The sequence below is a fragment of the Microbacterium sp. genome (assembly GCF_026393345.1).
GTDB lineage: Bacteria > Actinomycetota > Actinomycetes > Actinomycetales > Microbacteriaceae > Microbacterium.
Window position 1 is genome coordinate 1 of the sequence record NZ_JAPLAI010000053.1, and the last position, 21,892, is coordinate 21,892.

Consider the following 21,892-nt stretch of genomic DNA (forward strand, 5'->3'; position numbering starts at 1 on the left):
GAAGGTGCGCCGCAAGCCGTTCTCGGTCGTGCTGTTCGACGAGATCGAGAAGGCTCACACGGAAATCTTCAACTCGCTCCTGCAGATCCTCGAAGAGGGTCGCCTGACCGACGGTCAGGGTCGCATGATCGACTTCAAGAACACCGTGATCATCATGACGACGAACCTCGGTTCGTCGGCGATCGCCGGTGGCCCGGTCGGGTTCCAGGTCGAGGGCAACAGCCAGACCAGCTACGAGCGGATGAAGGGCAAGGTCGACGAGGAACTGAAGCGTCACTTCAAGCCCGAGTTCCTCAACCGTCTCGACGACGTCATCGTGTTCCCGCAGCTGAACCGCGACGAACTGCGACAGATCGTCGACCTGTTCACCAAGCGGCTGGCCGAGCGCCTGCTCGACCGCGACCTGACGCTCGAGCTGTCGCGCGAGGCGAAGGACAAGCTCATCGAGATCGGGTTCGACCCGACCCTCGGTGCCCGTCCCCTCCGCCGTGCCATGCAGCGCGAGATCGAGGACCAGCTGTCCGAGCAGATCCTTCACGGTCAGCTCGACGCCGGCGACCACATCCTCGTCGACGTGCAGGACGGCAAGTTCCACTTTGTCCATACGCCGCGAGGCGAGACGGTCGCGGTGGGCGTGGGTGCACCGGCGGAGATCGCCGCGACCCCCGACATCGCCGCGGCCGAGTAACCGCATCCGGAAGGGCGGTATCCGTGAGTGCGCGGATGCCGCCCTTCGGTGTGTCCGGGGTGCGTAACTCCTCCGGGCATAGGGTGGGAGGGTGAGCGAATTCACCGTCCGGCATGCGCGCGCCGCGGATGTCCGCAGCATCCACCGCATGCTCGAGCCCTATGTGCAGCGGCGAATCCTCCTCGGCAAGGACATCGTCGTGCTCTACGAGGCGGTGCAGCAGTTCGTGGTCGCGGAGGACGCGTCCGGACGGCTCATCGGATGCGGCGCGCTCCACGTCATGTGGGAGGACCTGGGCGAGGTGCGCACGCTGATCGTCGCCGACGATTGGCTCCACCACGGTGTCGGACGGGCGATCGTGGAGGCACTGGAGGCGGACGCGCGCGCGCTCGGTCTCTCGCGCCTGTTCTGCCTCACCTTCGAGGTGGACTTCTTCACCCGCCGCGGGTTCCAGCCCATCGGCGAGCATGTCGTCGACCCGGACGTCTATGCGCAGCTGGTGCGCAGCCCCGACCAGGGCATCGCGGAGTTCCTCGACCTCGCGCACGTGAAGCCGAACACGCTCGGCAACACCCGGATGCTGAAGACCCTCTGACGCGCCCGCCGCGCTGTCCGGCGTGGTCGGGGCGGGAACGTAGCCTGGTCTGGTGAGCAACACCGCCCCTCGTCGCCGGCCGTCGCCCGCTGTCTATCGGCGCCGGCGCCTGGCGCTCTTCCTCCTTCTGCTCGTCATCGTGGGTGTCGTCTGGTTGCTGATCGCGCAGCCGTGGCGAGGCGATCAGGCCGCCGCTCCCACTCCGGCGCCGAGCGTGAGCACGCCGAGCGCGACGCCGACCGTGTCCACGTCCGCCGGCCCCGACACCGCGGAGGATGCGGAGGCCGCCGCCACCGCGACCGCTCCGCCCGCCGACACCCTGCCCGAGTGCACGCCGGGAGATGTGACGGTGGAGGCGGTCACGGACCAGTCGACGTACGCCGCAGGACAGAACCCGCAGTTCTCCATCCGGCTCACGAACACCGGCGACGACTGCGCCATGAACGTCGGCACCACGACGCAGTCGTTCATCGTCACGAGCGGCAGCGAGGCGTACTGGCGGTCCACCGACTGCCAGACCGAGCCGAGCGACATGATCGTCACCATCACCGCGGGCCAGACGGTCACGAGCGCGACTCCGGTGGTGTGGGATCGCACCCGCTCCTCGGTCGATTCCTGCGATGGAGTCCGTGCGAACGCGCCGGCGAACGGCGCGTCGTACCATCTGGCCGTCGCGATCGGCGGGATCACGTCTGCGACCACCGCGCAGTTCCTGCTCTATTGAGCGTTCGCGTTCGCGCGAGGGGGCACGTTCGCATCCGGGGTGCGGACTACGCCTTGTCGTCGAAGACTTCCTTCTCCATCGCGTCGTAGCCTTCGGCCTGCGGGTCGCCGTGGCTGCCGCCGGAGAGCGCGTACTCCTCCTCGGGGGAGAGCACCAGGCGGTGGCGGAAGAACACCGCGAACCCGATGAGGATGATGGCGTAGACGACGACGATCGCGATGATCGCCGGCAGGAACGTGGGGTTCAGCAGGAAGCCGACGAAGATCAGTGCGGCGATGACCGCCGCGATGACGGCACCCGGCACGCCCCAGGGGCTTCGGTACGGGCGGCTGACGTTCGGGTACTTGCGGCGAAGGATGATGAACGACACCAGCTGCAGGAAGTACGCGAGCACCGCGCCCCACACCGCGATGTTCAGCACGATGGCGCCGGCGACCGCGCCGACGTCCTCGTTCACGGCGGCGAGGCCGTCGAGCACCACGAGGGCGATGAAGCCGACGACCGCGCCGACGACGAGCGCCACCCACGGCGTCTGCCGCTTCCCGGTGAGGGAGAGCCAGCGCGGGTAGTACCCGGCGCGTGAGAGGGAGTACATGTTGCGGCCGTAGGCGAACATGATCCCCTGCAGGGAGGCGAGGAGCCCGACGAGGGCGAACAGCGCCAGCACGGCCGCCGCCCCGTCGCCGACGATGGCGCGGAACCCGTCGAGGAGTGGTTCTCCGGCGACGCCGGTGGCCTCGGCGCCGATGACGCCGGTGTTGAGGAACAGCACCAGGAGGCCGGTGACGATGAGGGTGCCGCGGGCCCAGAACCCGGCTCGCGGGATGTCCCGGACCGGGTTGTGCGACTCCTCCGCGGCCAGCGGCAGCTCCTCGATCCCGAGGAAGAACCACATCGCGAACGGGAGGGCGAACAGGATCGGCAGCACACCGTGGGGCAGGAATTCGGTCTGACCCGCATCCGGGGCGATGTCCCAGAGGCTCGCCCAGGAGAACGCCCCGGAGAAGATCGCCATGGCGGAGAACACCAGGATGATGCCGATGGAGATGATCGAGACGACGATCGCGAAGGTGAACGAGATGTTCGCTCCCGCGGCGTTCAGCGCGATGAATACGGCGTACAGGATGACCCACCAGATCCACGCGGGCATCGAGAAGTCCAGCAGCTCACTCGTGATGGCATCCGCGTACGAGGCGGAGAAGTAGACGATCACCGCGGTCGTGGCCACGTACTCGATCGTCTCGGCCGCGCCGGTGATGAGGCCGCCCCACGGGCCCATCGCGGTACGGGCGAAGGAATAGGCGCCGCCGGTGTGCGGCATCGCGGCCGCCATCTCGCCGATCGAGAAGATCATGCCGTAGTACATGGCGACCAGGATGACGAAGGCGATCAGCATCCCGCCGAAGCCGGCGAAGTCGATGCCGAAGTTCCAGCCGGAGAAGTCGCCGGAGATGACCGCGGCGACGGCGAGACCCCACAGTCCCCAGACACCGGCGGAGCGTTTCAGCGTGCGGCGTGCGAAGTAGTCCGTCCCCGCCCGGGTATAGGTCGCTCCCGAGACTTTCCGGGATTCACTGCTCTGAGACATCCGTCCTCCGTCAGGCATCGGGTCGTGCGGGCGTGCGCACGCACCGTTGCGTCCGCGTTGCGCATGATTGTGTCGGCTATTGGCGGGTTTCGTCTACCTTTGAATGTGACTTTCTCGTTACAGTGAGGCCGGATGGCCGGAGCATCGGTCTGCAAAGGTAGGTTCGCTCGCACCATCGAGCGAGAGAGGACGTGCCATGCCGGGCAATCTCACCACCGCCGAACTGTCGGCGGCGATCGATAGCGGAGACATCGACACCGTCATCGTCGCGTTCGCCGATGCGCAGGGCCGGCTCGTCGGCAAACGCGTGTCCGGACGGATGTGGCAGGACGTCGTGCTGCCGCACGGTGCCGAGGCCTGCAACTACCTCCTCTCGGTCGACGTCGATGTGAACACCGTCGAGGGGTACGCGATGTCGAGCTGGGAGACCGGGTACGGCGACATGGTGCTCGTTCCCGACCTCGCGACGCTCCGCCGCATCCCGTGGCAGCCTGCTACGGCGCTCGTGATGAGCGACCTGCGGTGGGAGAACCAGGATGTGGTGACCCCGGCGCCGCGGAGCATCCTCGACCGGCAGCGGTCGCGACTGGCCGAGCAGAACCTCGTCGCCTATGCGGCCACGGAGCTGGAGTTCATCGTCTTCGACGACTCCTTCCGCGAGGCTTGGGGCAAGGGGTATCGCGACCTCACCCCGGCGACCGACTACAACGTGGATTACAACCTGCTCGCGACCACCCGGATGGAGCCGCTGCTGCGCGACATCCGCCGCGGCATGGAGGGTGCGGGCCTGTACTGCGAGGGCGTGAAGGGCGAGTGCAACTTCGGGCAGCAGGAGATCGGGTTCCGCTACGCCGAGGCGCTCGAGACCGCCGACCAGCACACGCTGTACAAGAACGGGGCGAAGGAGATCGCCGATGCCCACGGCAAGTCGCTCACGTTCATGGCCAAGTTCAACGAGCGCGAGGGCAACAGCTGCCACATCCACCTCTCGGTGCGCTCCGAGGACGGCGATGCGGTCATGGCGGGCGACGGAGCGCACGGGTTCAGTCCGCTGATGGAGCACTGGATCGCCGGCGTGCTCGCGACGCTCCGCGAATTCACGCTGCTGTATGCGCCCACCATCAACTCGTACAAGCGGTTCGCGAAGGGCTCGTTCGCCCCGACCGGCATCGCCTGGGGCCTGGACAACCGCACCTGCGCCCTGCGGGTCGTCGGCCACGGCGCGGGTCTGCGGGTGGAGAACCGGGTGCCCGGGGGAGATGTGAACCCGTACCTCGCGATCTCCGCGATCATCGCCGGCGGGCTGTACGGCATCGAACATGAGCTCCCGCTGCCCGAGCCACTCGCCGGGAACGCCTACGACGCCGGCGTCGACACCCTCCCCACGACGCTCCGCGAGGCGGCCGCGCTCTTCGCCGACTCCGCGATCGCGCGGGAGGCGTTCGGTGAGGACGTGGTGGCGCACTACCTGAACCAGGCGCGCATCGAGGTCGAGGCCTACGACGCGGCCGTGACCGATTGGGAGCGGGTCCGTGGCTTCGAACGACTCTGACCTGCCGGTGGTGGGACTGACCACCTACCTGGAGCGGGCAAGGCAGGGGGTCTGGGACGTGCGGGCCTCGTTCCTGCCGCAGCAATACCTCGAGGCGGTGACCGCATCGGGCGCCGCCGCCGTGCTGCTCCCGCCGCAGGCGTCACCGGACCGGGCGGCCGAGGTGGTGCTCGACAGCCTCGATGGCCTCATTCTCACCGGCGGCCTCGACGTGCAGCCCGAGCTCTACGGCGCCGAACGGCACCCCAGCACCGATCCCGCCCGGCCGGACCGGGATGCGTGGGAGCTGGCGCTGCTTCGCGGTGCCCTGACCCGTGGCATCCCCGTGTTCGGTATCTGCCGGGGGCTGCAGCTCATCAACGTCGCGTACGGGGGCACCCTGCACCAGCACCTCCCCGAGGCGCTCGGCTCCGACCGCTACAAGATCGGCGGGGGCGTGTTCGCACAGAACACGGTACACGTCGACGACGGCACCCGCCTCGCCGGTCTCGTCGGCACAGGTGGCGTCGACGTCCACAGCTACCACCACCAGGGGGTGGACCGGGTGGGCGAGGGCCTCGTGGTCACCGCGCGCACCGACGACGGCCTGGTGCAGGCCCTCGAGCTGCCGGGCGAGGAGTACCTCGTGGCGGTGCAGTGGCATCCGGAGGAGAACGCCGCGGACCGGCGACTCTTCCTCGGCCTCGTGGCCGCCGCATCCGCCCACCGTGCCGCACGGCAGGAGATCCACGCATGAGCGAGTTCACCGTCATCGACCCCGCGACCGCCCGCCCGATCACCACGCTGCAGCGTGCCGAGGTGGCGGATGTGGATGCGGCGGTCGCCCGTGCCGTCGCCGCGCAGCGCGGCTGGGCCGCGCTCGCCCCCGGCGCCCGCGCCGACGCCCTCCGCGCCTTCGCCCGTGTCGTCGAGGAGCACGTCGAGGAGCTGGCGCAGCTGGAGGTGCGGAACTCCGGCCACCCGGTCGGATCGGCCCGGTGGGAGGCAGGGCACGTCGCGCAGGTGCTGAACTACTACTCCGGTGCGCCGGAGCGGCTCATGGGCGCACAGATCCCGGTGCCCGGCGGCCTCGACGTCACCTTCCACGAGCCGTACGGCGTCGTCGGCATCATCGTCCCGTGGAACTTCCCGATGACGATCGCGTCGTGGGGCTTCGCCCCGGCGCTTGCCGCCGGGAATGCCGTCGTGCTGAAACCCGCCGAGCTCACCCCGCTCACCGCGGTGCGTCTCGGCGAGCTGGCCCTCGAGGCGGGGCTGCCGGAGGGCCTCTTCCAGGTCGTCGTCGGCTCCGGCACGGTCGTCGGTCAGCGCTTCGTGTCGCACCCGGACGTGCGGAAGGTCGTCTTCACCGGCTCCACCGAGGTCGGGGTGTCGGTCGCGGCGGGATGCGCGCAGCTGCTGAAGCCGGTGACGCTCGAACTCGGCGGCAAGAGCGCCAACGTCGTGTTCGAGGACGCGGACCTCGTAGCAGCCGCCGCGGCCGTGCCCGGATCCGTGTTCGACAACGCCGGACAGGACTGCTGCGCCCGGAGCCGCCTGCTGGTGCAACGGAGCGTCTACGATCGGTTCCTCGAACTGCTGGAGCCCGCGGTGCGCGACTGGCGCGTGGGGGATCCCGCATCCGAGGCCACCGACATGGGGCCGCTCATCTCGGCGGGGCACCGGGATAGCGTCGCGGCGTACCTGGACGGCGTCGATGTGGCCTTCCGCGGCTCCGCACCGACCGGCGATGGCTTCTGGTTCGCGCCCGCCGTCGTGCTCGCGGAGCCCGGTGACCGGGTCGCCCGCGAGGAGATCTTCGGGCCGGTCGTCGCGGTGCTCCCGTTCGACGACGAGGCCGACGCCATCCGGCTCGCCAACGACACCGTGTACGGGCTCGCGGGGTCGATCTGGACCGAGAACCTCGGCCGCGCCGTGCGGGTTTCGCGGGCCGTGAAGAGCGGCGTGCTGTCGGTCAACTCGCACTCCTCGGTGCGGTACTGGACCCCCTTCGGCGGGATGAAGGCATCCGGCCTCGGCCGCGAGCTCGGCCCGGACGCGGCCGAGCACTTCACCGAGACGAAGAACGTGTTCTTCGCCACCGACCGGGCTTGACCGTCGACGTGCACCAACAGAAAGAGAGAGCAATGGATCTGACCCAGCGGCTGAAGGACCGTGTCGCGATCGTGACCGGCGGCGGCTCCGGCATCGGCCTCGCCACCGCGCGACGGTTCGCGGCGGAGGGCGCGCGCGTCGTGATCGCCGACCTGGATCCGGATGCGGGGGCCCGCGCGGCCGCGGAGGTCGGGGGCGAGTTCCGCCCGGTGAACGTCGCCGACGAGGTGTCCGTCGACGCGCTGTTCGACGCTGTCGCGGCCGATCTCGGCAGCGTCGACATCGCGTTCAACAATGCGGGGATCTCGCCCGCTGACGACGACTCGATCGAGACGACGGAGCTCCCCGCCTGGGAGCGGGTGCAGGACGTCAACCTGAAGAGCGTCTATCTGTGCTCGCGCGCCGCGCTCCGGCACATGGTGCCGGCCGGGCGCGGGTCGATCATCAACACCGCGTCGTTCGTCGCGCTGCTGGGGTCCGCGACGTCGCAGATTTCCTACACCGCCTCCAAGGGCGGCGTGCTGGCGATGACCCGGGAGCTCGGGGTGCAGTTCGCCCGGCAGGGCATCCGCGTCAATGCGCTGTGCCCGGGGCCGGTGAATACGCCGCTGCTGCAGGAGCTGTTCGCGAAGGACCCGGAGCGCGCACAGCGCCGGCTCGTGCACGTGCCGATGGGCCGGTTCGCGGAGCCCGACGAGATCGCTGCGGCGGTGGCGTTCCTCGCCTCGGACGATGCGTCCTTCATCACCGCCACCGCGTTCGTCGTCGACGGCGGCATCACCAACGCCTACGTCACCCCGCTCTGAGGTGTGGCGGTGTCGGAATTCAGGCGCAGACCGCTCCCGGGGGCCGATATCGGCCCGCGCGGTGCGCTGAGCCTGAATTCCGACACACGCGCGCACGGGAGAATGGACCCGTGACGGACACGGCGTGGGACGACGTGCAGCGGGCGGTGTACCGGCCGGTGCGACGGACGAACGCGCTGGAGGACACCGTGTCGCGCATCGCGCAGACGATCCGCATCGGCGTTGTCGCACCCGGCGAGGCGCTCCCGGCGGAGCGCGCGCTGGCGGAGATGTACGGAGTCAGCCGCGACACCGTGCGGGAGGCGATCCGCGAACTCAGCGACACCGGCTTCCTGGTGGCCCGGCGCGGGCGGTATGGCGGCACGTTCGTCGCCGACCCGCTCCCGCGCCCCGCAGCGCCCCTCGAGGTGACACCGGCGGAACTCGAGGACACGCTCGGGATGCGGCGGGTGCTGGAAGGCGGCGCTGCCCGCGCCGCGGCTGCCCGCACCATGACCGCGGAGGAGCGGGACGCGCTGTGGCAGCGGCACACCTCCGCCGCCGCGGCGTCTCTCGAGGAGTACCGGCGCCTCGACTCGCTGCTGCACCTGACGATTGCGGAGACTGCCGGCATTGCCTCACTCGTGCCGCTGGTGGCGGAGAGCCGGGCCCGGGTGAACACGTGGCTCGACGCCTTCCCGCTGCTGCCGCGCACGATCGAGCACTCCGAGGCGCAGCACGAGCGCATCGTGCAGGCGATCCTCGCCGGGCGGGCGGATGCGGCCGAGGCCGCCATGCTCGACCATCTCGCCGCATCCGAGACCCTCATGCGCGGCTTCCTGTCCTGACGGCTCTTCGGGTCGGGGCGCGGCGATACGCTGGAGGGATGGCGGGGAAGAAGCGCGGCAAGACGGAGCTGGAGTTCCGGAACACGGCCCTGACGGACGCGCTGCAGACGCAGGACATGGCGGCCGTGGCGTTCGCGCTCCGGCACGGTCCGACCGTGGTGCCGCTCATGCGGCCGGGTGCCCGGGACAATCCGCTCGACCAGGGTGAGGTGTGGACCTACCGCGACCCGAACACCGGGCAGGTCGCGCTGCTCCTGTTCAGCGACGCCACGCACAAGCCCGCGACCCTGCCGCCCGCCGTCGCCCTGCAGGACCCGGCGACGCTGTTGCGATTCCTCACCGTGCACCGCGACGAGATCACCACCGTATTCTTCGACATCGCCGGCCCGCACCCGTTGCAGGCGACTCCGGACGACATCATCGAGGCGCTGAGCCTCGAAGGTTAGCCCCGGGTCGTCGGCAGCTCACCCGCGACGAGGCGCCCCCGCGACACGACGGCGCGGATGCGGGCGGTGTCGAGCTCGGCGATGTCCTGCCACGGGCGGCCGTCCATGAGTACCAGGTCGGCGCCGAGGCCGCTGCGGATACGCCCCACGGTCTGACCCATCGCGATCGCATCAGCGGCGTCGCTCGTGCCGGACTTCAGGGTGCGCTCCGCATCCCAGCCGATCCGGGCCGCCATGATGCGCAGCTCCTCCATCTGGTCGCCGAAGGTCGTGAACACGCCGTTGGCGTCGGTGCCGAGTACGAAGCGCACGTCGCGGCGCCCGCCCTCGGTGAGGGTGTGATCGCGCACCGCCGACAGGGCGAGGGTTTTCTCCCGCGCCTCGTCGGAGGTGCCCTCGACCCGCGCGTCCAGGCGCACGTGGATCAACAGCGTCGGGGCGACGGGGATGCGTCGCTCGGCGAGGATCTCCATCTGCGCGATCGACATCGCGGTCCCGTGCTCGATCGAGTCGACCCCGGCCTGCAGAGCGCGGTCGATCCCCTCCACCGAATGCGAGTGGGCGGCAACCAGCATGCCCAGCGCGTGCGCCTCGTCGACGGTGGCGGCGAGCTCCGCGTCGGTGTGGTTGCGCCAGCTGACCTTGTCGCCGATGGAGAGGATGCCGCCGCTCGTGTACACCTTGATGGCGTCGGCGCCGGCGCGTGCCCAGTGGCGCACGAGCTTCCGGCACTCGTCGGGGCTGTCGGCCACGGGCGGGCGGTGCGGGTAATGCGGCGGGGTGAACAGGTCGCCGTGCCCGGCGGTCATGCCCACGGGTCCGGCGGTCAGCACGCGCGGGCCGGTGATCACCCCGGAGTCGAGCATGCGGGAGAGGGCGAAGTACGCCGGCTCCGAGGCCAGGTCGCGCAGCGTGGTGACGCCGTGGCGCATCGCGGTCTGCGCGTGGGCGAGGGCGTGCAGCGATCGTTCCTCGGGCGGGGTGATGATCCCCCAGGCGCGATCGGCCTTGCCGGTGACGGCGTCGGTGTCGAGGTGCACATGCGTGTCCACGAGGCCGGGGATGAGGGAGAGTCCGGTGTCGACAGTGCCCTCGGCGCTGGGCGCGACCGTGAGGATGCGGTCGCCCTCCCACGTCACATCGCTCAGGCCCCGCTCGCGCTCGCCGTCCCAGACCGTGACGCCGGTGATCGTGGTCGTGCTCATGGGGTCTCCTCGTTCTCCGCGCGGGCGGTGTTCACCGTTCCGGGCTCCGCGCGCCGGTGATCCGGTCGGTGGCGTCCTCTTGCACGATACGGCGGTGCGGGTCGAAGGCGCTGCGCGGGCGGCGCACGCCGAAGCGCAGCACTCCCGCACCGCCGGGGTGCAGTACGGTCGTGACCGGGTCCAGGTGCGTCCCGTTCCCGACTTGGAGGGCTCCCCATGCGGCACGAGACCGAACTCCCCATGCACAGCGATCAGGCGGAGTGCTGTGCGTAGCGCCGCCCTCACCACCGGCCGTCGATTCCTCGTCGTCCTCGACCCCGGAGAAGACCTGCTCGAGACGGTGTCGTCGTGGGCCGTCGCCCACGGGGTCACCTCGGCGACGATCGACATGTTCTTCGGGGCGTTCCGCCGGGTCGGCCTCATCGCCGCGGACGGGCCGATCGAGGACCCGGAAGCGCCGCTGCCGGCCAGCGTCGACGTGACCTATCTCGAAGGGGTGGGTGCCGGGTCGATCTCGACCGTCGACGGAATCCCGCGGGCGCACCTGCACGTCGCCGCCGGGGTGAAGGCAGAGGCAGGCGCCGCCTACGCCGGTCACGTCCTCTACGCCGAGACCCACTACACCGTGGAACTCGTCGTGCAGGAGATCCTCGCGCCGACGTTCGCGCCACGGCTGAGCCCTGAGTTCGGAATCCCCTGCATGCACTTCAGCGGCTGACACGAGCCGGGCGCCGGACCCGCCCCGGCGACACGCGCGCCTCGGATCAGAACGCGCCGCGCCCGGTCACGGCCGCGGGCGGTTCCGGGTCGGCCTGCCGGGCGATGACCTGCAGCAGCATGAGCGCGTTCGTCACATCGAGGATCGAGGAGTCCACGATCTCCTCGTAGCCAAGCCGCGTGGCCTCCGCGCGTCGCTGCGCCAGCTGGGTGACGGCGCGGATCTCGCCGGTGAGACTGAGCTCGCCGAAGGCCGCGACCTTGTGCGGCACCGGCTGATCGGTCGCGGCGCTGGCGATCGCCAGGGCGATGGCGAGGTCGGTGGCGGGTTCGGTGAGTCGCACGCCTCCCACGGTCGACACGTAGACATCGCGTTCGCTGAGCCGGAGGCGCGCGCGACGCTCCAGCACGGCGAGGATCATTGCCACGCGGGACGACTCCACCCCATTGACCACGCGGCGCGGGTTGGGTCCGGATGCGGGGACCACGAGCGCCTGGATCTCCACCGGCAGCGCCCGTTTGCCCTCGAGCGCCACCGCGACGCAGGTGCCGCTCACCGGGGTGCCGGTGCTGAGGAAGAGGCTCGAGGGATCGGTGACCTCGGCGATGCCGTCGCCGGTCATCTCGAAGCAGCCGACCTCGTCCGTCGGCCCGAAGCGGTTCTTCAGCGCCCGCACGAACCGGAGCGACGTCTGCCGGTCGCCCTCGAAGTGGCAGACGACGTCGACCAGGTGCTCCAAGAGCCGCGGGCCGGCGATCGACCCGTCCTTCGTCACGTGCCCGACGATGAGCACGGGCATGGCGCGTTCCTTCGCGACCCGCACGAGGGTGGCGGCGACCTCGCGCACCTGGCTCGGGTGGCCGGCGAGGCCTTCGCTCAGCGCGGACGACACCGTCTGCACCGAGTCGACGATCAACAGTCCGGGTTTCACCTCGTCCACGTGCCCGATGAGGGTAGCGAGGTCGGTCTCGCTGGCGATGTACAGCTCGTCGTGGAGGGCTCCGGTGCGCTCGGCGCGCAGCCGCACCTGTGCGGTCGACTCCTCCGCGCTGACGTACAGCACGCGATACCCGTCGCGCGCGGCGCGGGCGGCGACCTCGAGCAGCAGCGTGGACTTGCCGACGCCGGGCTCGCCGGACAGCAGCACGGCGGCGCCCGGGACGATGCCCCCACCCAGCACCCGGTCGAACTCGCCGACCCCGGTGGGACGGCGGGGCGAGTCGAGGGTGCTCAGCTGCGTGATCGGTCGCGCGGCCCGCTCGCTGTTGGGCACCACGGCCGTGAACCCGCGCATCACCCCGGTCTGCGCGACCGCCTCGACGACGGTGCCCCACTGCTGGCACTCGCCGCAGCGACCCGCCCACTTCGACGTCGTCCACCCGCACTCGGTGCACCGGAAGGGGGCGGGGGCGGGACGTTTGGCTGCCATTCCCTCAGGCTACGTGCCCCCTCCGACATCCCCGCCCCGCTCTCCCGCGCCGGCACGCGAGACTTCACAAATGTCCCGTATTCGGCCGAAATGCGGGACATTCGTAAAGTCTCGGCGGATGTGGACGGGGACGCGGATGAGGGACGCGCCGCGGACTCAGTGCATCAGGCCCTCGGGCTCCGCGACGGACTCGAGGTAGGCGGAGCGGCGGGCGAACAGATCGGGCACGCGGGCGCGCGCGCGGTCGATGATCTCGCCGAGGTCCGCGGAGACCAGTTCGCCGCCGTCGACGATCACCCGCCCGGCGACCATGGTGAGATCCACATCACTGCCGCGCACCGCGTGCACGAGGTTGTGGTGGATGTTGGCGTACGCACCCGAGGGGAGCAGCGGCGTCATCCGCGGGGTGTCGGTGCGCACCGCCACGAGGTCCGCCTGCTTGCCCACCTCGAGCGAACCGAGACGATCCTGCTGCCCGATGGCCCGGGCGCCCCCGATGGTCGCCATCTGTAGCACCTGCCAGGAGTCCATGGCGGCCGCATCCATCTTCCGGATCTTGCCCATCAGCGAGGCGACCTTCATCTCCTCGAACATGTCGAGGTTGTTGTTCTCCTTCTCGCCGTCCGTGCCGAGGCCGACGGCGATCCCTGCCTCGAGCAGTTCGGCGACGGGCGCGAAGCCGCTCGCCAGCTTCATGTTGCTGACCGGGTTGTGCGAGACGCTCACCCCGCGTGCGGCCATGAGGGCGATCTCGTCCGCGTCCAGCCACACCGCGTGCGCGATCATCGTTCGCGGGGTGTCGAAGAACCCCAGCCGGTCGAGCGCCACCATGGGGCGTGCGCCGGTGTGCGCGGCGAACAGTTCGACGTCGAGCTCGGACTCGCTGCAGTGCGTGTACAGGCCGGTGTCGTACTGCTGTGCCAGCGCGATAGCCCGGCGCTGGCCGGCGGCGTCGGCGTAGAACGGATGCTCGAGCCCTACCCACGGCATGACCCGGTCGTGCCCCGCCCACTCGGTCAGCATCCGTTCGTTGTCATCGAGAGTGTCGAAGTAGTCGTAGTCGGGGTGCTCGCCGACGTAGTTCACCGTCACGACGCGGTTGCCGAGGGCGTCGGCGGCGCGGGCGGCGCCGTCCATGAACCGCCACATGTCGACCACCGTCGTGGTGCCGGACAGCAGCCCTTCGGCGTAGCAGAGCCATGCCGCGGCTTCCGCATCCTCCGGCTGCAGCACCCGGTGCATGGGGTCGATGTGCAGCCGCAGCCACTCCCACACCGGCAGATGCTCGGCGGTGCCGCGCAGCAGTCCCGAGTGGTGGTGCGCGTTGATGAGCCCCGGCATGAGCACCCGCTCCGGCAGGTGCCGGTGCGGGGCGTCGGGGTAGCGGGTGCGCAGCTCCGCGGCGGCGCCGACGGCGATGATGGTGTCGCCGTCGATGGCGACCCCCGCATCCGTCAGCACGTCGCGGGCGGCGTTCAGGGGGACGACGATGTCGGCGGTGAGGATGTGGATGCCCATGGGCGTCCTCTCGGTGGGGCGGATGGTGCAGGATCCATTCGACCGCGACGGGGTTTCCCGCCCCGGCGGTTCGCGTTTCCGGGGGATGAAGATCGCCCGGAGGAAAAGACCGGGACCGACGGCGTGTTGGGGGTTCCACCGCCGGCCCCGGCGTCTGGGGGTCAGGCGGGCTGCAGTACCCAGCCGCCGACGACGTCCTGGCTGAACGGCACCGAGTACGCCATGAGTGCGCCCGCCTGCGCGTCGCGGAAGATGCGCTGGATCGGCGAGGTCAGCAGGTACCCGCCGCCACCGCCGACGCGGACGGCGACGGCCGCGGCACGCTTGGCTACCTCGTTCGCGTGCATCTTCGACTCGGTCGCGGCGAGCATCGCCTCCGGTGAACCCTGGTCGGCGAGCCAGGCGGTGCGCTCGGCGAGGAGACGTGCGGCCTCGATCTCGGCCCACGCCGCGGCGGTGTCCTGCCGGACCCACTGCACGTCGGCGAGCTTCGAGCCGCCGCGTTCCCGATTCGCGGTCGCCGCAATCGCGTCGATCGCGGACTCTGCGATCCCGATCGAGAGGAACGCGAAGCCCACCGTGATGAGGTTCGCGTAGTCGGGGGCCGGTGGGGCGCAGAGGCGCGCGCGACGCAGCGGAGTCCCCTCGAACACGATCGTGCGACTGCGCGTGGCGCGCATGCCCATCGTCTCTTCGATCGGCGGGAAGCTCACCGTGTCGTCGACGGTCACGCCGAAGAACGCGGGTGCGCCGTCGATGCGCGAGTTGAGGAACAGGTGATCGGCCGCCTCGGAGCCCGACACGAAGACCTTGCGACCGGTGAGCGTCCAGTCCTCGCCCGCGGGGGTGGCGTCCTGCTGCGAGGCGAGGAAGAAGTTGCCACCGGCGGGCTCGGACAGCGCGTTCGAGAAGCGACGGCCGGCGCGGAGTTCGGCGGCGAAGAACGCGGCCTCCTCCGGCGCGGACAGGGTGACGAGGCCGTGCGCCGCGCCGATGTGCATGAGCCAGACGGTCGCGACGGCGGGGTGCGCCGCGGCGAGCGCTCGCACGACCGCCCCGAGGGTCGCGTAGGACAGCGCCTCGCCGCCATGCTCGCGGGGGAGGAATGCCGCATCCAGTCCCGTGGCGTGGATCGCCTGCAGGTGGTCCAGCGGCAGGCGGGCGGCGGCGTCGTCGGCGGCGACGGCGGCGGCGAAGGCCGGGGCGAGCGCGGCGACGGCGTCGACCCAGTGCTGCTCGGTTGCGGGCACGATCACGGGAGAGGGGCGGGTAAGCATGATGTTCCTTTCTGGGGGCGATTCGGGTCGCCCCGTCTAGTGAGGGTCACGTCAGGCGGAGCCGGGCGGCTTGGCGGCGGAGCTCCGCGCGGGAAGTCACCACGAGCACGATGAGGGTCACGAGATACGGCAGGGTCGTGAACACCTCGCTCGGCAGCTCGATGCTCGTCGACTGCGACAGCAGCGAGAAGTTCTGCAGGAAGCCGAAGAGGAGGCCCCCGAGGGCGATGCCGAGGGGGGTCATGCGCCCCATGATGACGATCGCGAGCACGATGTAGCCGCGTCCGGCGGTCATCCCTGGGGTGAACGAGCCGATCACCGCGAGCGCGATCGTGCCGCCGGCGATCCCGGCGAGCGCACCGCCGATGAGCAGGGCGTTCTCTCCCACCCGTCGCGGGCGCACGCCGCGGAGCGCGGCGGATGCGGCATCCGCACCGGTCGCGCGAACCTGCAGGCCGAACCGGGTGAACCGCATGACGGCCCACGCGACGGCGAGCAGCACGATGGTGCCGTATACGACGGGGCTCTGCCCGAAGAGCATCGGGCCGACCAGCGGGATGTCGGTGAGCGCGCCCAGGTCGAGCGAAGAGATGGTGTCGACGCTCACGTTGGTCGTGCCGGCCGGGATCCACACCTGCGAGAGGAAGGTCGAGAGGCCGAGGCCCAGCATGGTGATCGCGAGGCCCACGACGATCTCGTTCGCCTTCAGCGCGTAAACGAGCACGTTCATCAGTGCGGCGAGGAGGAGCCCCACGACGCCCGCAGCGACCAGGCCCGCCACGGGACCCGCGACGTGAGCGACGAACACGCCGGTAAGGGCGCCGAGGATCATCATGCCCTCGATACCGAGGTTCAGGCGCCCTGCGCGTTCCACGAATCCCTCGCCGACACCGGCGATGATGAGCGGGGCGGCGAGAGCGAGCGCGCCGGCGAGGATCGAGGCCCACAGTGCCAGGGTCATCGTGCGGCCTCCTCGTTCTCGGTCACGGTCGCATCCGCTGTCACGGTGGTCACGGACTCGTCGGCGGCCTCCGCCAGCTCGTCCGGCGCGAAGGCGCCGTCGTCGGGCGCGGGGGCCGGCGCCGGGTGCGCGGAGGGGACGACGCCGGGGCGGAGCGCGGCGATCACGGCGACGCCGAGCAGCAGCACGCCCTTGATGACGTCGGCGATCGAGGAGGGGATGGTGCCGGTCGCCGACTGCATGCCGACCGCGCCGACCGTCAGGGCCGAGAAGAAGAGCGCGGCCAGCACGATGCCGACCGGCAGCAGCCCGCCGAGGAGTGCGACTGCCAGCCCGGAGAACCCCACTCCGCCCGAGACGGACCCCATGAGGCGGTCGTTCACGCCGGCCACCTGCATCCACCCGACCACGCCTGCACCCGCGCCGGAGACGAGCATCGTGCCGTACAGGGTGCGTCCGCGCGTCGCGCCCAACCGCAGCGCCAGGGCGGGACGCTCGGCGAACACCGAGACCCGGGTGGCCCCTGCCGTGCGGCGCCACCACTCGAAGGCACCGAGGGCGACGAGCACCAGCAGGATGCCGACATGCGCGCGGGTGCCGACGATGAGGTCGGGCAGCGCCGCCGCGTCCGGCAGCTTCTCGCTCTGCGGGGTCGCGGTGTTCTCCGGTGTCGACAGCCAGGTGCGCAGCGTCCAGCCGAGGAACCCGGTGGCGACGTAGTTGAGCAGCAGGGTCGAGAGGATGACGTTGACGCGCCATCGGGCGGCGAGCCATGCGGGGAGCAGGGCGAACAGGGCGCCGCCCGCGGCCCCGGCGAGCACCCCCGCGACGAGGTACAGCACGGCGGGTGCGGTGTCGTTCGTGAGATCACGGATGCCGAGGATCGCCGCGGCCGCGGCGATCGCCCCGAGGGTCACCTGTCCCTCCGCGCCCACCGAGAAGATCCCGGCCTTCAGCGCCGGGATGAGGGTGAGCGCGACGATCGCGATCGGCACCGCACCGACGAGGAGCTCGCCGATGCGATAGGGCGAACTCGACACGCCCTCCACGAGCCCCCGGAGCCCGACGACCGGGTCGGCGCCGGCGAGGAGGATGAGGAACGTCGCCACCACGAGGACCGCGGCCACGACCGAGGCCGTGACGACGAGGATGCGACCGCGATGCCTGCTCATTGCGGATCCTCGTCATGGGTGTAACCGCAGGCGTCGACCGGACCCGGGAGGAGCACATCGACGAACTGCTGCGTGTACGCGTCGATGAGGCCTCGCTCGGTGAGCCCCAGGTCGGGGACCGCGTACAGGCCGACGAACGACAGGATGATGTACGGGGACGGGATCGGGCAGCCGAGTTCGGCGGTGGTCGCGTGCCCATGGGCGAGGGCTGCGGCGGTTTCTTCGTACGGGGCAGCGCTCATCATGCCGCCCACCGGCAGCGGCACCCGGGCGAGCACCTCGCCGTCGGCCACCGTGACGAATCCGCCGCCCATGCGGCCGAGCTCCGCCACCGCGAGGCGCATGTCCGCGTCGGAGGCACCCACGACCGAGATGTTCATGTTCGGGCAGTTCATCGTGATGGCGATCGCGCCGCGGCGGAGGCCGAACCCGCGCACGAACCCGATGCCGGTCAGCGCTTCGCCGTGGTGGCGGTCGACGACCGCGATCTTCAGCACATCGTCGGTGGGGTCGGCCGAGACCGCGCCGTCGACGACCGGCAGTGTGGCGGTGAACGCCCGCTTGAAGTAGCCGTTGTACATCTCCATCGCCCGCACCGAGACGGTGGCGGCGCCGGCGGGCGCGGCGACCGTGAACAGGTCGGCGGGCAGAGTCTCGGGCAGGTGCACGGTGTCGGTCGTCCACGCCGGGATCTCGTCGGTGTTCTCGAACAGTGAGGCCCCGTCCCGTGCGACGATCTCACCGGCCACGATCACCGTGCTCGGGCGCACCTCGGCGAGGTCGGGGATGATCTGCAGGTCGGCGAGGCGGGACGGGGCGAGCAGGCCCACCACCTGGTCCAGCCGGTAGTAGTGCGCCGGCTGGGTCGTCGCCATCCGGTAGGCGAGCTGCGGCTCGACGCCGAACCGGATCGCCTGGCGCACGTGATGATCGATGTGACCCTGCGTGGTGAGGTCGTGCACGTGCTTGTCGTCCGCGCAGAAGCACAGGCTCCGGAAGGCCGGCGCGATGGCATCGAGATCGGCGAACAGCGGCACCGTGTTGTCGGTCAACGACGACCCCATGATCGTGATCATCGCGCCGAGCCGCGTCCGTTCCAGTACCTCGTCGACCGTTGCGGCATTGTGGTCGTCGCTCACGCCCGCGGCGAGGTACCCCCAGAGGGACTCGTGCGTCTGGGCGGCGGTGTGGCCGGTGATGCGGCGGCCGGCGGTGAGCGCCTCCCGGAAGCGACCGGTCGACACCTCGCCGTAGTCGAACGGATTGCTCTCGCCGAGAGTCACCGTCACGTCATCGTGCAGACGCGCCCGCACCGTCGCCTCGGGGATCACCGCGCCACCCAGTTCGAGCTCCGCCGAACCGGGCGTCGACGGGGACACCTGCTGGAACACGTGCAACGGGGTGCGGGTCTGCAGCAGGAAGTCCATGCCGCGCGCGCCCCACACGTTGGCGGCGCCGTTCGGGTCGGTGAGCACAGTCGTCGTGCCGCGGGCGACGGACAGCCGGCCGAGCTCGCCGGGGGTGAGGTTCGTGTACTCGATGTGCAGGTGCGCGTCGATGAACCCGGGCACCACATGGCTGCCGCGGGCGTCGACCTCCGCCGCCGCATCCGCGACGTGATTCCAGGGCGTCAGGGTCGCGATGTGGCGTCCGGCGATGAGGACGTCGCGCTCCAGCCACTCCTCCGTGCCGGGGGACTGCACCAGGCCCCCGCGCACGATGAGGTCGGGCGTCTCGTGACCCGCGGCGACGGCGCGCAGCCGCACCAGCTCCGCCGTGGTGGGAAGGAGGTCGGTCAGTTCGGTCATGTCGTCTCCTCGTCGCGCGCGTCGATCCCGGCCATGGCGGCTCCCACCCGTGACGTCGTCGCCTCATCGGCCGTGAGGTCGGCGACGACGCGTCCGGAGAACAGCACGACCACGCGGTCGGCCAGGTCGCGGATCTCTTCCAGATCATGGGATGCCACGAGCACCGCGGCCCCGGACTCCGCCGCCGCGACGAGCCGCTCGCGGATCGCCTGCGCGGCGCGGAGGTCGAGCCCCTGCGTCGGGCCGTACGCGAGGACGACGCGGGGAGCGCCGGTCGGGGTACCGGGCCAGGTGCGTCCGAGCTCCCGGGACACCAGGAGTTTCTGCTGATTGCCGCCGGAGAGACCGCCGGCGGCAAGGGCGGGCGTCGGCGGGCGGACGTCGAACGCACGCAGCTGCGCGGCCGCATCCGTGTCGCCGGTGCGTCGGCGTTCGCCGCGGGCGGCCGAGTAGAGCGCGAGGGTATCGCCGAGGGTCATGGTCGGCACGAGCGCGTCGGAGCGCTCCTCGGGGATCCAGGCGACGCCGCCGCGGAGGAGGTCTGCCGCGGTCGGGGCGGTGCGACCGTCGAACGTGACCGTGCCGGAGGCGGGAGAACGCATCCCGGCGAGCACGTCCAGCAGGGTGTTCTGTCCGCTGCCGGCGACGCCAGCCACGCCCACGATCTCGCCGGCGTGAAGGGCCAGGGTCACATCGGTGAGCGCCGCGTCGGTGTCGGAAGCGGCGGTCACGCTCTCGATCGAGAGCACGGCGTCGCCGCGGTGCCGTTCGGCGCGCGGCGCGGGGTCGGGGAGTTCTCCCACCATCAGCAGTGCGACATCGGCGGCGCTGAGGCCGCGCGCGGGGCCGTGGTGCACGAGCCGCCCGTGTGAGAGCACGGTGACGTCGTCGGCGACGGCACGGACCTCGTCGAGGCGGTGGGTGATGAGGACGATCGCGGTGCCGATGTCGCACAGGGCGCGCAGGTGCGCGAACAGGCCGCCGACCTCGACCGGGCCGAGGCTCGCGGTCGGCTCGTCGAGGATGATGGTGGTCGCGCCCTCCGCGAGGGCGACGACGATCTCGCCCAGCTGGCGGTGCGCCTGGCTGAGGGTTGCGGTCGGGGCGTCGAGGTCGACGCTGCCCCCCGACCGTTCCAGGGTCGCGGTCCGCGTGCGGAGCGCGGCGGCGCGGCGGACGATCCGGCGGGGACCGGCGAGCAGGAGGTTCTCGACGAGGCTGAGCTCGCCCACGAGGCTCAACTGCTGCGGCACCATGTTGACGCCGCGGGCCTTTCCCTCGGCGCGGTCGCGGGGAGCGTAGGCGACCCCGTCGATGGTCATGCCGCCGGTGTCGGAGGATTCGATGCCGGCGAGGATCTTCGCGAGTGTGGACTTGCCCGCACCGTTCTCGCCGACGAGGGCGTGCACCGTGCCGGGGCGCACGCGGAAATCGACGTGCTGCAGGGCGTGCACGGCGCCGAAGCTCTTGGAGACCGACCGGGCGACGAGCGCCCGGTCGGTCTCGATGACAGGATCCGTCATCAGGGGAGGGTGATGCTTCCGTCGGCGAGACCGGCGATGAGCTCCTCGACCTTCGTCGAGACGTCGCCGGGGACGCGGCCGTCCACGTCGTTGATCGGCGTGTAGGTCAGACCGCCGTTGGCGAGGGTCGAAACGACGCCCTGGCCTCCGAACGAGCCGTCGGCGACCTCTTCGACCCACGCCTTGACGATCGGGTACATGTCGAGGTCGACGGTGGAGACGTTGGTGCTGAGGGCCTCCTCGCCGGCGGCGGCGGAGACGCCGACCGACAGTGCGTCGCCCTTGGCGGCCGCGGCACCGACACCGGCGGCAATGCCGTCACCGGTGGTGTAGACGAGGTCGGCGCCCTGGTCGATGAGGCCGGTGGTCGCGGTGGCCGCGGCCTCGGCGTCGTCGAAGCTGCCGGCGTAGACGACGGGCAGCAGCGCCGCCTCCGGGTTCGCGGCGAGCACGCCCTGCTGGAAGTACTGGTCGGTGAAGGTGACGAAGTCGAGCTCCATGCTCTCGACCCGGCCGATGTTCGCGGCGCCCGTGAGGCCGGCGATGTAGCCGGACAGGTAGCCCACCTGGGAGGCGTCGTAGGTCCACGTCTCGACGTTGTCGGTGGCCTTCTCCAGGATGTCGACGCCACCGGATGCGGTGAAGTTCACGTCAGGGAAGTCGCCCGCGACGGAGAAGATCGCGTCGCCCAGCTCGATGCCGTGACCGATGATGAGGTCGAAGACATGGCTGGCGAAGTCGGCGATGACCGGCTCGCTGGTGGCGGGGTCCGCCATCTGCTCGCGCAGCTCGTACTCGATGAGGCCCTCGTCCTCGAGCTGGGCGAGCGCGTCGGCCAGCGCCTGGTTGAAGGCACCGTCGTTGGCGTTGCCGGGGGTCAGGGCTCCGACGCGGATGACGTCGGAGCCCGCCTCGGTGTCGGCGGTCTCAGCGGCGGTGCCGGAGCAGCCGGCGAGGACGA

Annotated in this window: 20 protein-coding genes; 10 read left to right on the forward strand and 10 right to left on the reverse strand. The window is 70.8% G+C overall.

What is annotated here, in order from left to right; genetic code table 11:
• From NT132_RS10640 to NT132_RS10650, 3 genes are all read left to right on the forward strand, one after another.
• The coding region (locus tag NT132_RS10640) for an AAA family ATPase (RefSeq protein WP_297788365.1) at window positions 1-688 on the forward strand (688 nt) is incomplete at its 5' end.
• 91 nt (window positions 689-779) lie between these two features.
• Window positions 780-1,283 carry an amino-acid N-acetyltransferase gene (locus tag NT132_RS10645; protein ID WP_297788366.1) on the forward strand — a complete coding sequence of 168 codons (504 nt, stop codon included), beginning with the start codon at window positions 780-782 and terminating at the stop codon, window positions 1,281-1,283.
• Window positions 1,284-1,335: 52 nt separating this feature from the next.
• A complete protein-coding gene (locus NT132_RS10650) occupies window positions 1,336-2,007 on the forward strand; it encodes a hypothetical protein (protein WP_297788369.1) in 672 nt (223 codons plus the stop codon).
• A gap of 46 nt (window positions 2,008-2,053) precedes the next feature.
• Here the strand turns inward: NT132_RS10650 and NT132_RS10655 are convergent, their stop codons facing one another.
• Window positions 2,054-3,595, reverse strand: a complete 1,542-nt coding sequence (locus NT132_RS10655; protein ID WP_297788372.1) for an amino acid permease — start codon at window positions 3,593-3,595, stop codon at window positions 2,054-2,056.
• Window positions 3,596-3,791: 196 nt separating this feature from the next.
• Between NT132_RS10655 and NT132_RS10660 the strand changes: the two genes are divergently transcribed.
• The 6 genes from NT132_RS10660 to NT132_RS10685 all read left to right on the forward strand — a co-directional run bounded on the left by NT132_RS10660 (window position 3,792) and on the right by NT132_RS10685 (window position 9,320).
• Window positions 3,792-5,147, forward strand: coding sequence for a glutamine synthetase family protein (locus NT132_RS10660; protein WP_297788375.1), 1,356 nt, complete (start codon window positions 3,792-3,794; stop codon window positions 5,145-5,147).
• Window positions 5,128-5,883, forward strand: coding sequence for a gamma-glutamyl-gamma-aminobutyrate hydrolase family protein (locus tag NT132_RS10665; protein ID WP_297788377.1), 756 nt, complete (start codon window positions 5,128-5,130; stop codon window positions 5,881-5,883). Before NT132_RS10660 ends, NT132_RS10665 begins: the two co-directional genes overlap by 20 nt.
• Window positions 5,880-7,241: an aldehyde dehydrogenase family protein gene (locus NT132_RS10670; RefSeq protein ID WP_297788379.1), complete on the forward strand. Its 1,362-nt coding sequence runs from the start codon at window positions 5,880-5,882 to the stop codon at window positions 7,239-7,241. Before NT132_RS10665 ends, NT132_RS10670 begins: the two co-directional genes overlap by 4 nt.
• A gap of 32 nt (window positions 7,242-7,273) precedes the next feature.
• A complete protein-coding gene (locus NT132_RS10675) occupies window positions 7,274-8,047 on the forward strand; it encodes a 3-oxoacyl-ACP reductase (protein ID WP_297788381.1) in 774 nt (257 codons plus the stop codon).
• A gap of 110 nt (window positions 8,048-8,157) precedes the next feature.
• Window positions 8,158-8,874, forward strand: coding sequence for a GntR family transcriptional regulator (locus NT132_RS10680; protein ID WP_297788383.1), 717 nt, complete (start codon window positions 8,158-8,160; stop codon window positions 8,872-8,874).
• A gap of 38 nt (window positions 8,875-8,912) precedes the next feature.
• Entirely contained in the window at window positions 8,913-9,320 is a 408-nt protein-coding gene (locus NT132_RS10685; protein WP_297788385.1) for a dehydrogenase, read from the forward strand.
• Here the strand turns inward: NT132_RS10685 and NT132_RS10690 are convergent.
• Complete coding sequence (locus tag NT132_RS10690; RefSeq protein WP_297788388.1) at window positions 9,317-10,525, reverse strand: amidohydrolase family protein; 1,209 nt, start codon at window positions 10,523-10,525, stop codon at window positions 9,317-9,319. The genes NT132_RS10685 and NT132_RS10690 overlap by 4 nt on opposite strands.
• Before the next feature lie 265 nt (window positions 10,526-10,790).
• Between NT132_RS10690 and NT132_RS10695 the strand changes: the two genes are divergently transcribed.
• Window positions 10,791-11,243 (forward strand): PPC domain-containing DNA-binding protein, encoded by a 453-nt coding sequence (locus NT132_RS10695; RefSeq protein WP_297788391.1) that lies wholly within the window; start codon window positions 10,791-10,793, stop codon window positions 11,241-11,243.
• Between the two features lie 46 nt (window positions 11,244-11,289).
• On the opposite strand, the gene radA is transcribed toward NT132_RS10695, so the two are convergent.
• From radA to NT132_RS10735, 8 genes are all read right to left on the reverse strand, one after another.
• On the reverse strand, window positions 11,290-12,672 hold the full coding sequence (gene radA, locus NT132_RS10700; RefSeq protein ID WP_297788394.1) for a DNA repair protein RadA: 1,383 nt from the start codon (window positions 12,670-12,672) through the stop codon (window positions 11,290-11,292).
• Window positions 12,673-12,828: 156 nt separating this feature from the next.
• Window positions 12,829-14,190 carry an amidohydrolase gene (locus NT132_RS10705; protein WP_297788397.1) on the reverse strand — a complete coding sequence of 454 codons (1,362 nt, stop codon included), beginning with the start codon at window positions 14,188-14,190 and terminating at the stop codon, window positions 12,829-12,831.
• A gap of 161 nt (window positions 14,191-14,351) precedes the next feature.
• A complete protein-coding gene (locus NT132_RS10710; RefSeq protein ID WP_297788400.1) occupies window positions 14,352-15,467 on the reverse strand; it encodes an acyl-CoA dehydrogenase family protein in 1,116 nt (371 codons plus the stop codon).
• Between the two features lie 46 nt (window positions 15,468-15,513).
• Window positions 15,514-16,428, reverse strand: coding sequence for an ABC transporter permease (locus NT132_RS10715; RefSeq protein WP_297788404.1), 915 nt, complete (start codon window positions 16,426-16,428; stop codon window positions 15,514-15,516).
• Window positions 16,425-17,600: a hypothetical protein gene (locus NT132_RS10720; RefSeq protein ID WP_297788408.1), complete on the reverse strand. Its 1,176-nt coding sequence runs from the start codon at window positions 17,598-17,600 to the stop codon at window positions 16,425-16,427. Before NT132_RS10720 ends, NT132_RS10715 begins: the two co-directional genes overlap by 4 nt.
• Window positions 17,597-19,408 (reverse strand): adenine deaminase C-terminal domain-containing protein, encoded by a 1,812-nt coding sequence (locus NT132_RS10725; protein ID WP_297788411.1) that lies wholly within the window; start codon window positions 19,406-19,408, stop codon window positions 17,597-17,599. The genes NT132_RS10720 and NT132_RS10725 overlap by 4 nt, the downstream gene beginning before the upstream one ends.
• Window positions 19,405-20,931, reverse strand: a complete 1,527-nt coding sequence (locus tag NT132_RS10730) for an ATP-binding cassette domain-containing protein (protein WP_297788414.1) — start codon at window positions 20,929-20,931, stop codon at window positions 19,405-19,407. The genes NT132_RS10725 and NT132_RS10730 overlap by 4 nt, the downstream gene beginning before the upstream one ends.
• Window positions 20,931-21,892, reverse strand: a 962-nt coding sequence (locus NT132_RS10735; protein ID WP_297788417.1) for a BMP family protein, incomplete at its 5' end; no start/stop codon positions are given. The genes NT132_RS10730 and NT132_RS10735, both read right to left, overlap by 1 nt.

Bases quoted from the DNA above. Each gene is read 5' to 3' on its own strand.
- NT132_RS10655 (WP_297788372.1), bottom strand. From the start codon at position 3,595: ATGTCTCAGAGCAGTGAATCCCGGAAAGTCTCGGGAGCGACCTATACC.
- NT132_RS10660 (WP_297788375.1), top strand. From the start codon at position 3,792: ATGCCGGGCAATCTCACCACCGCCGAACTGTCGGCGGCGATCGATAGC.
- NT132_RS10670 (WP_297788379.1), top strand. From the start codon at position 5,880: ATGAGCGAGTTCACCGTCATCGACCCCGCGACCGCCCGCCCGATCACC.
- NT132_RS10675 (WP_297788381.1), top strand. From the start codon at position 7,274: ATGGATCTGACCCAGCGGCTGAAGGACCGTGTCGCGATCGTGACCGGC.
- NT132_RS10685 (WP_297788385.1), top strand. From the start codon at position 8,913: ATGGCGGGGAAGAAGCGCGGCAAGACGGAGCTGGAGTTCCGGAACACG.
- NT132_RS10690 (WP_297788388.1), bottom strand. From the start codon at position 10,525: ATGAGCACGACCACGATCACCGGCGTCACGGTCTGGGACGGCGAGCGC.
- radA (WP_297788394.1), bottom strand. From the start codon at position 12,672: ATGGCAGCCAAACGTCCCGCCCCCGCCCCCTTCCGGTGCACCGAGTGC.
- NT132_RS10705 (WP_297788397.1), bottom strand. From the start codon at position 14,190: ATGGGCATCCACATCCTCACCGCCGACATCGTCGTCCCCCTGAACGCC.
- NT132_RS10710 (WP_297788400.1), bottom strand. From the start codon at position 15,467: ATGCTTACCCGCCCCTCTCCCGTGATCGTGCCCGCAACCGAGCAGCAC.
- NT132_RS10715 (WP_297788404.1), bottom strand. From the start codon at position 16,428: ATGACCCTGGCACTGTGGGCCTCGATCCTCGCCGGCGCGCTCGCTCTC.
- NT132_RS10720 (WP_297788408.1), bottom strand. From the start codon at position 17,600: ATGAGCAGGCATCGCGGTCGCATCCTCGTCGTCACGGCCTCGGTCGTG.
- NT132_RS10725 (WP_297788411.1), bottom strand. From the start codon at position 19,408: ATGACCGAACTGACCGACCTCCTTCCCACCACGGCGGAGCTGGTGCGG.
- NT132_RS10730 (WP_297788414.1), bottom strand. From the start codon at position 20,931: ATGACGGATCCTGTCATCGAGACCGACCGGGCGCTCGTCGCCCGGTCG.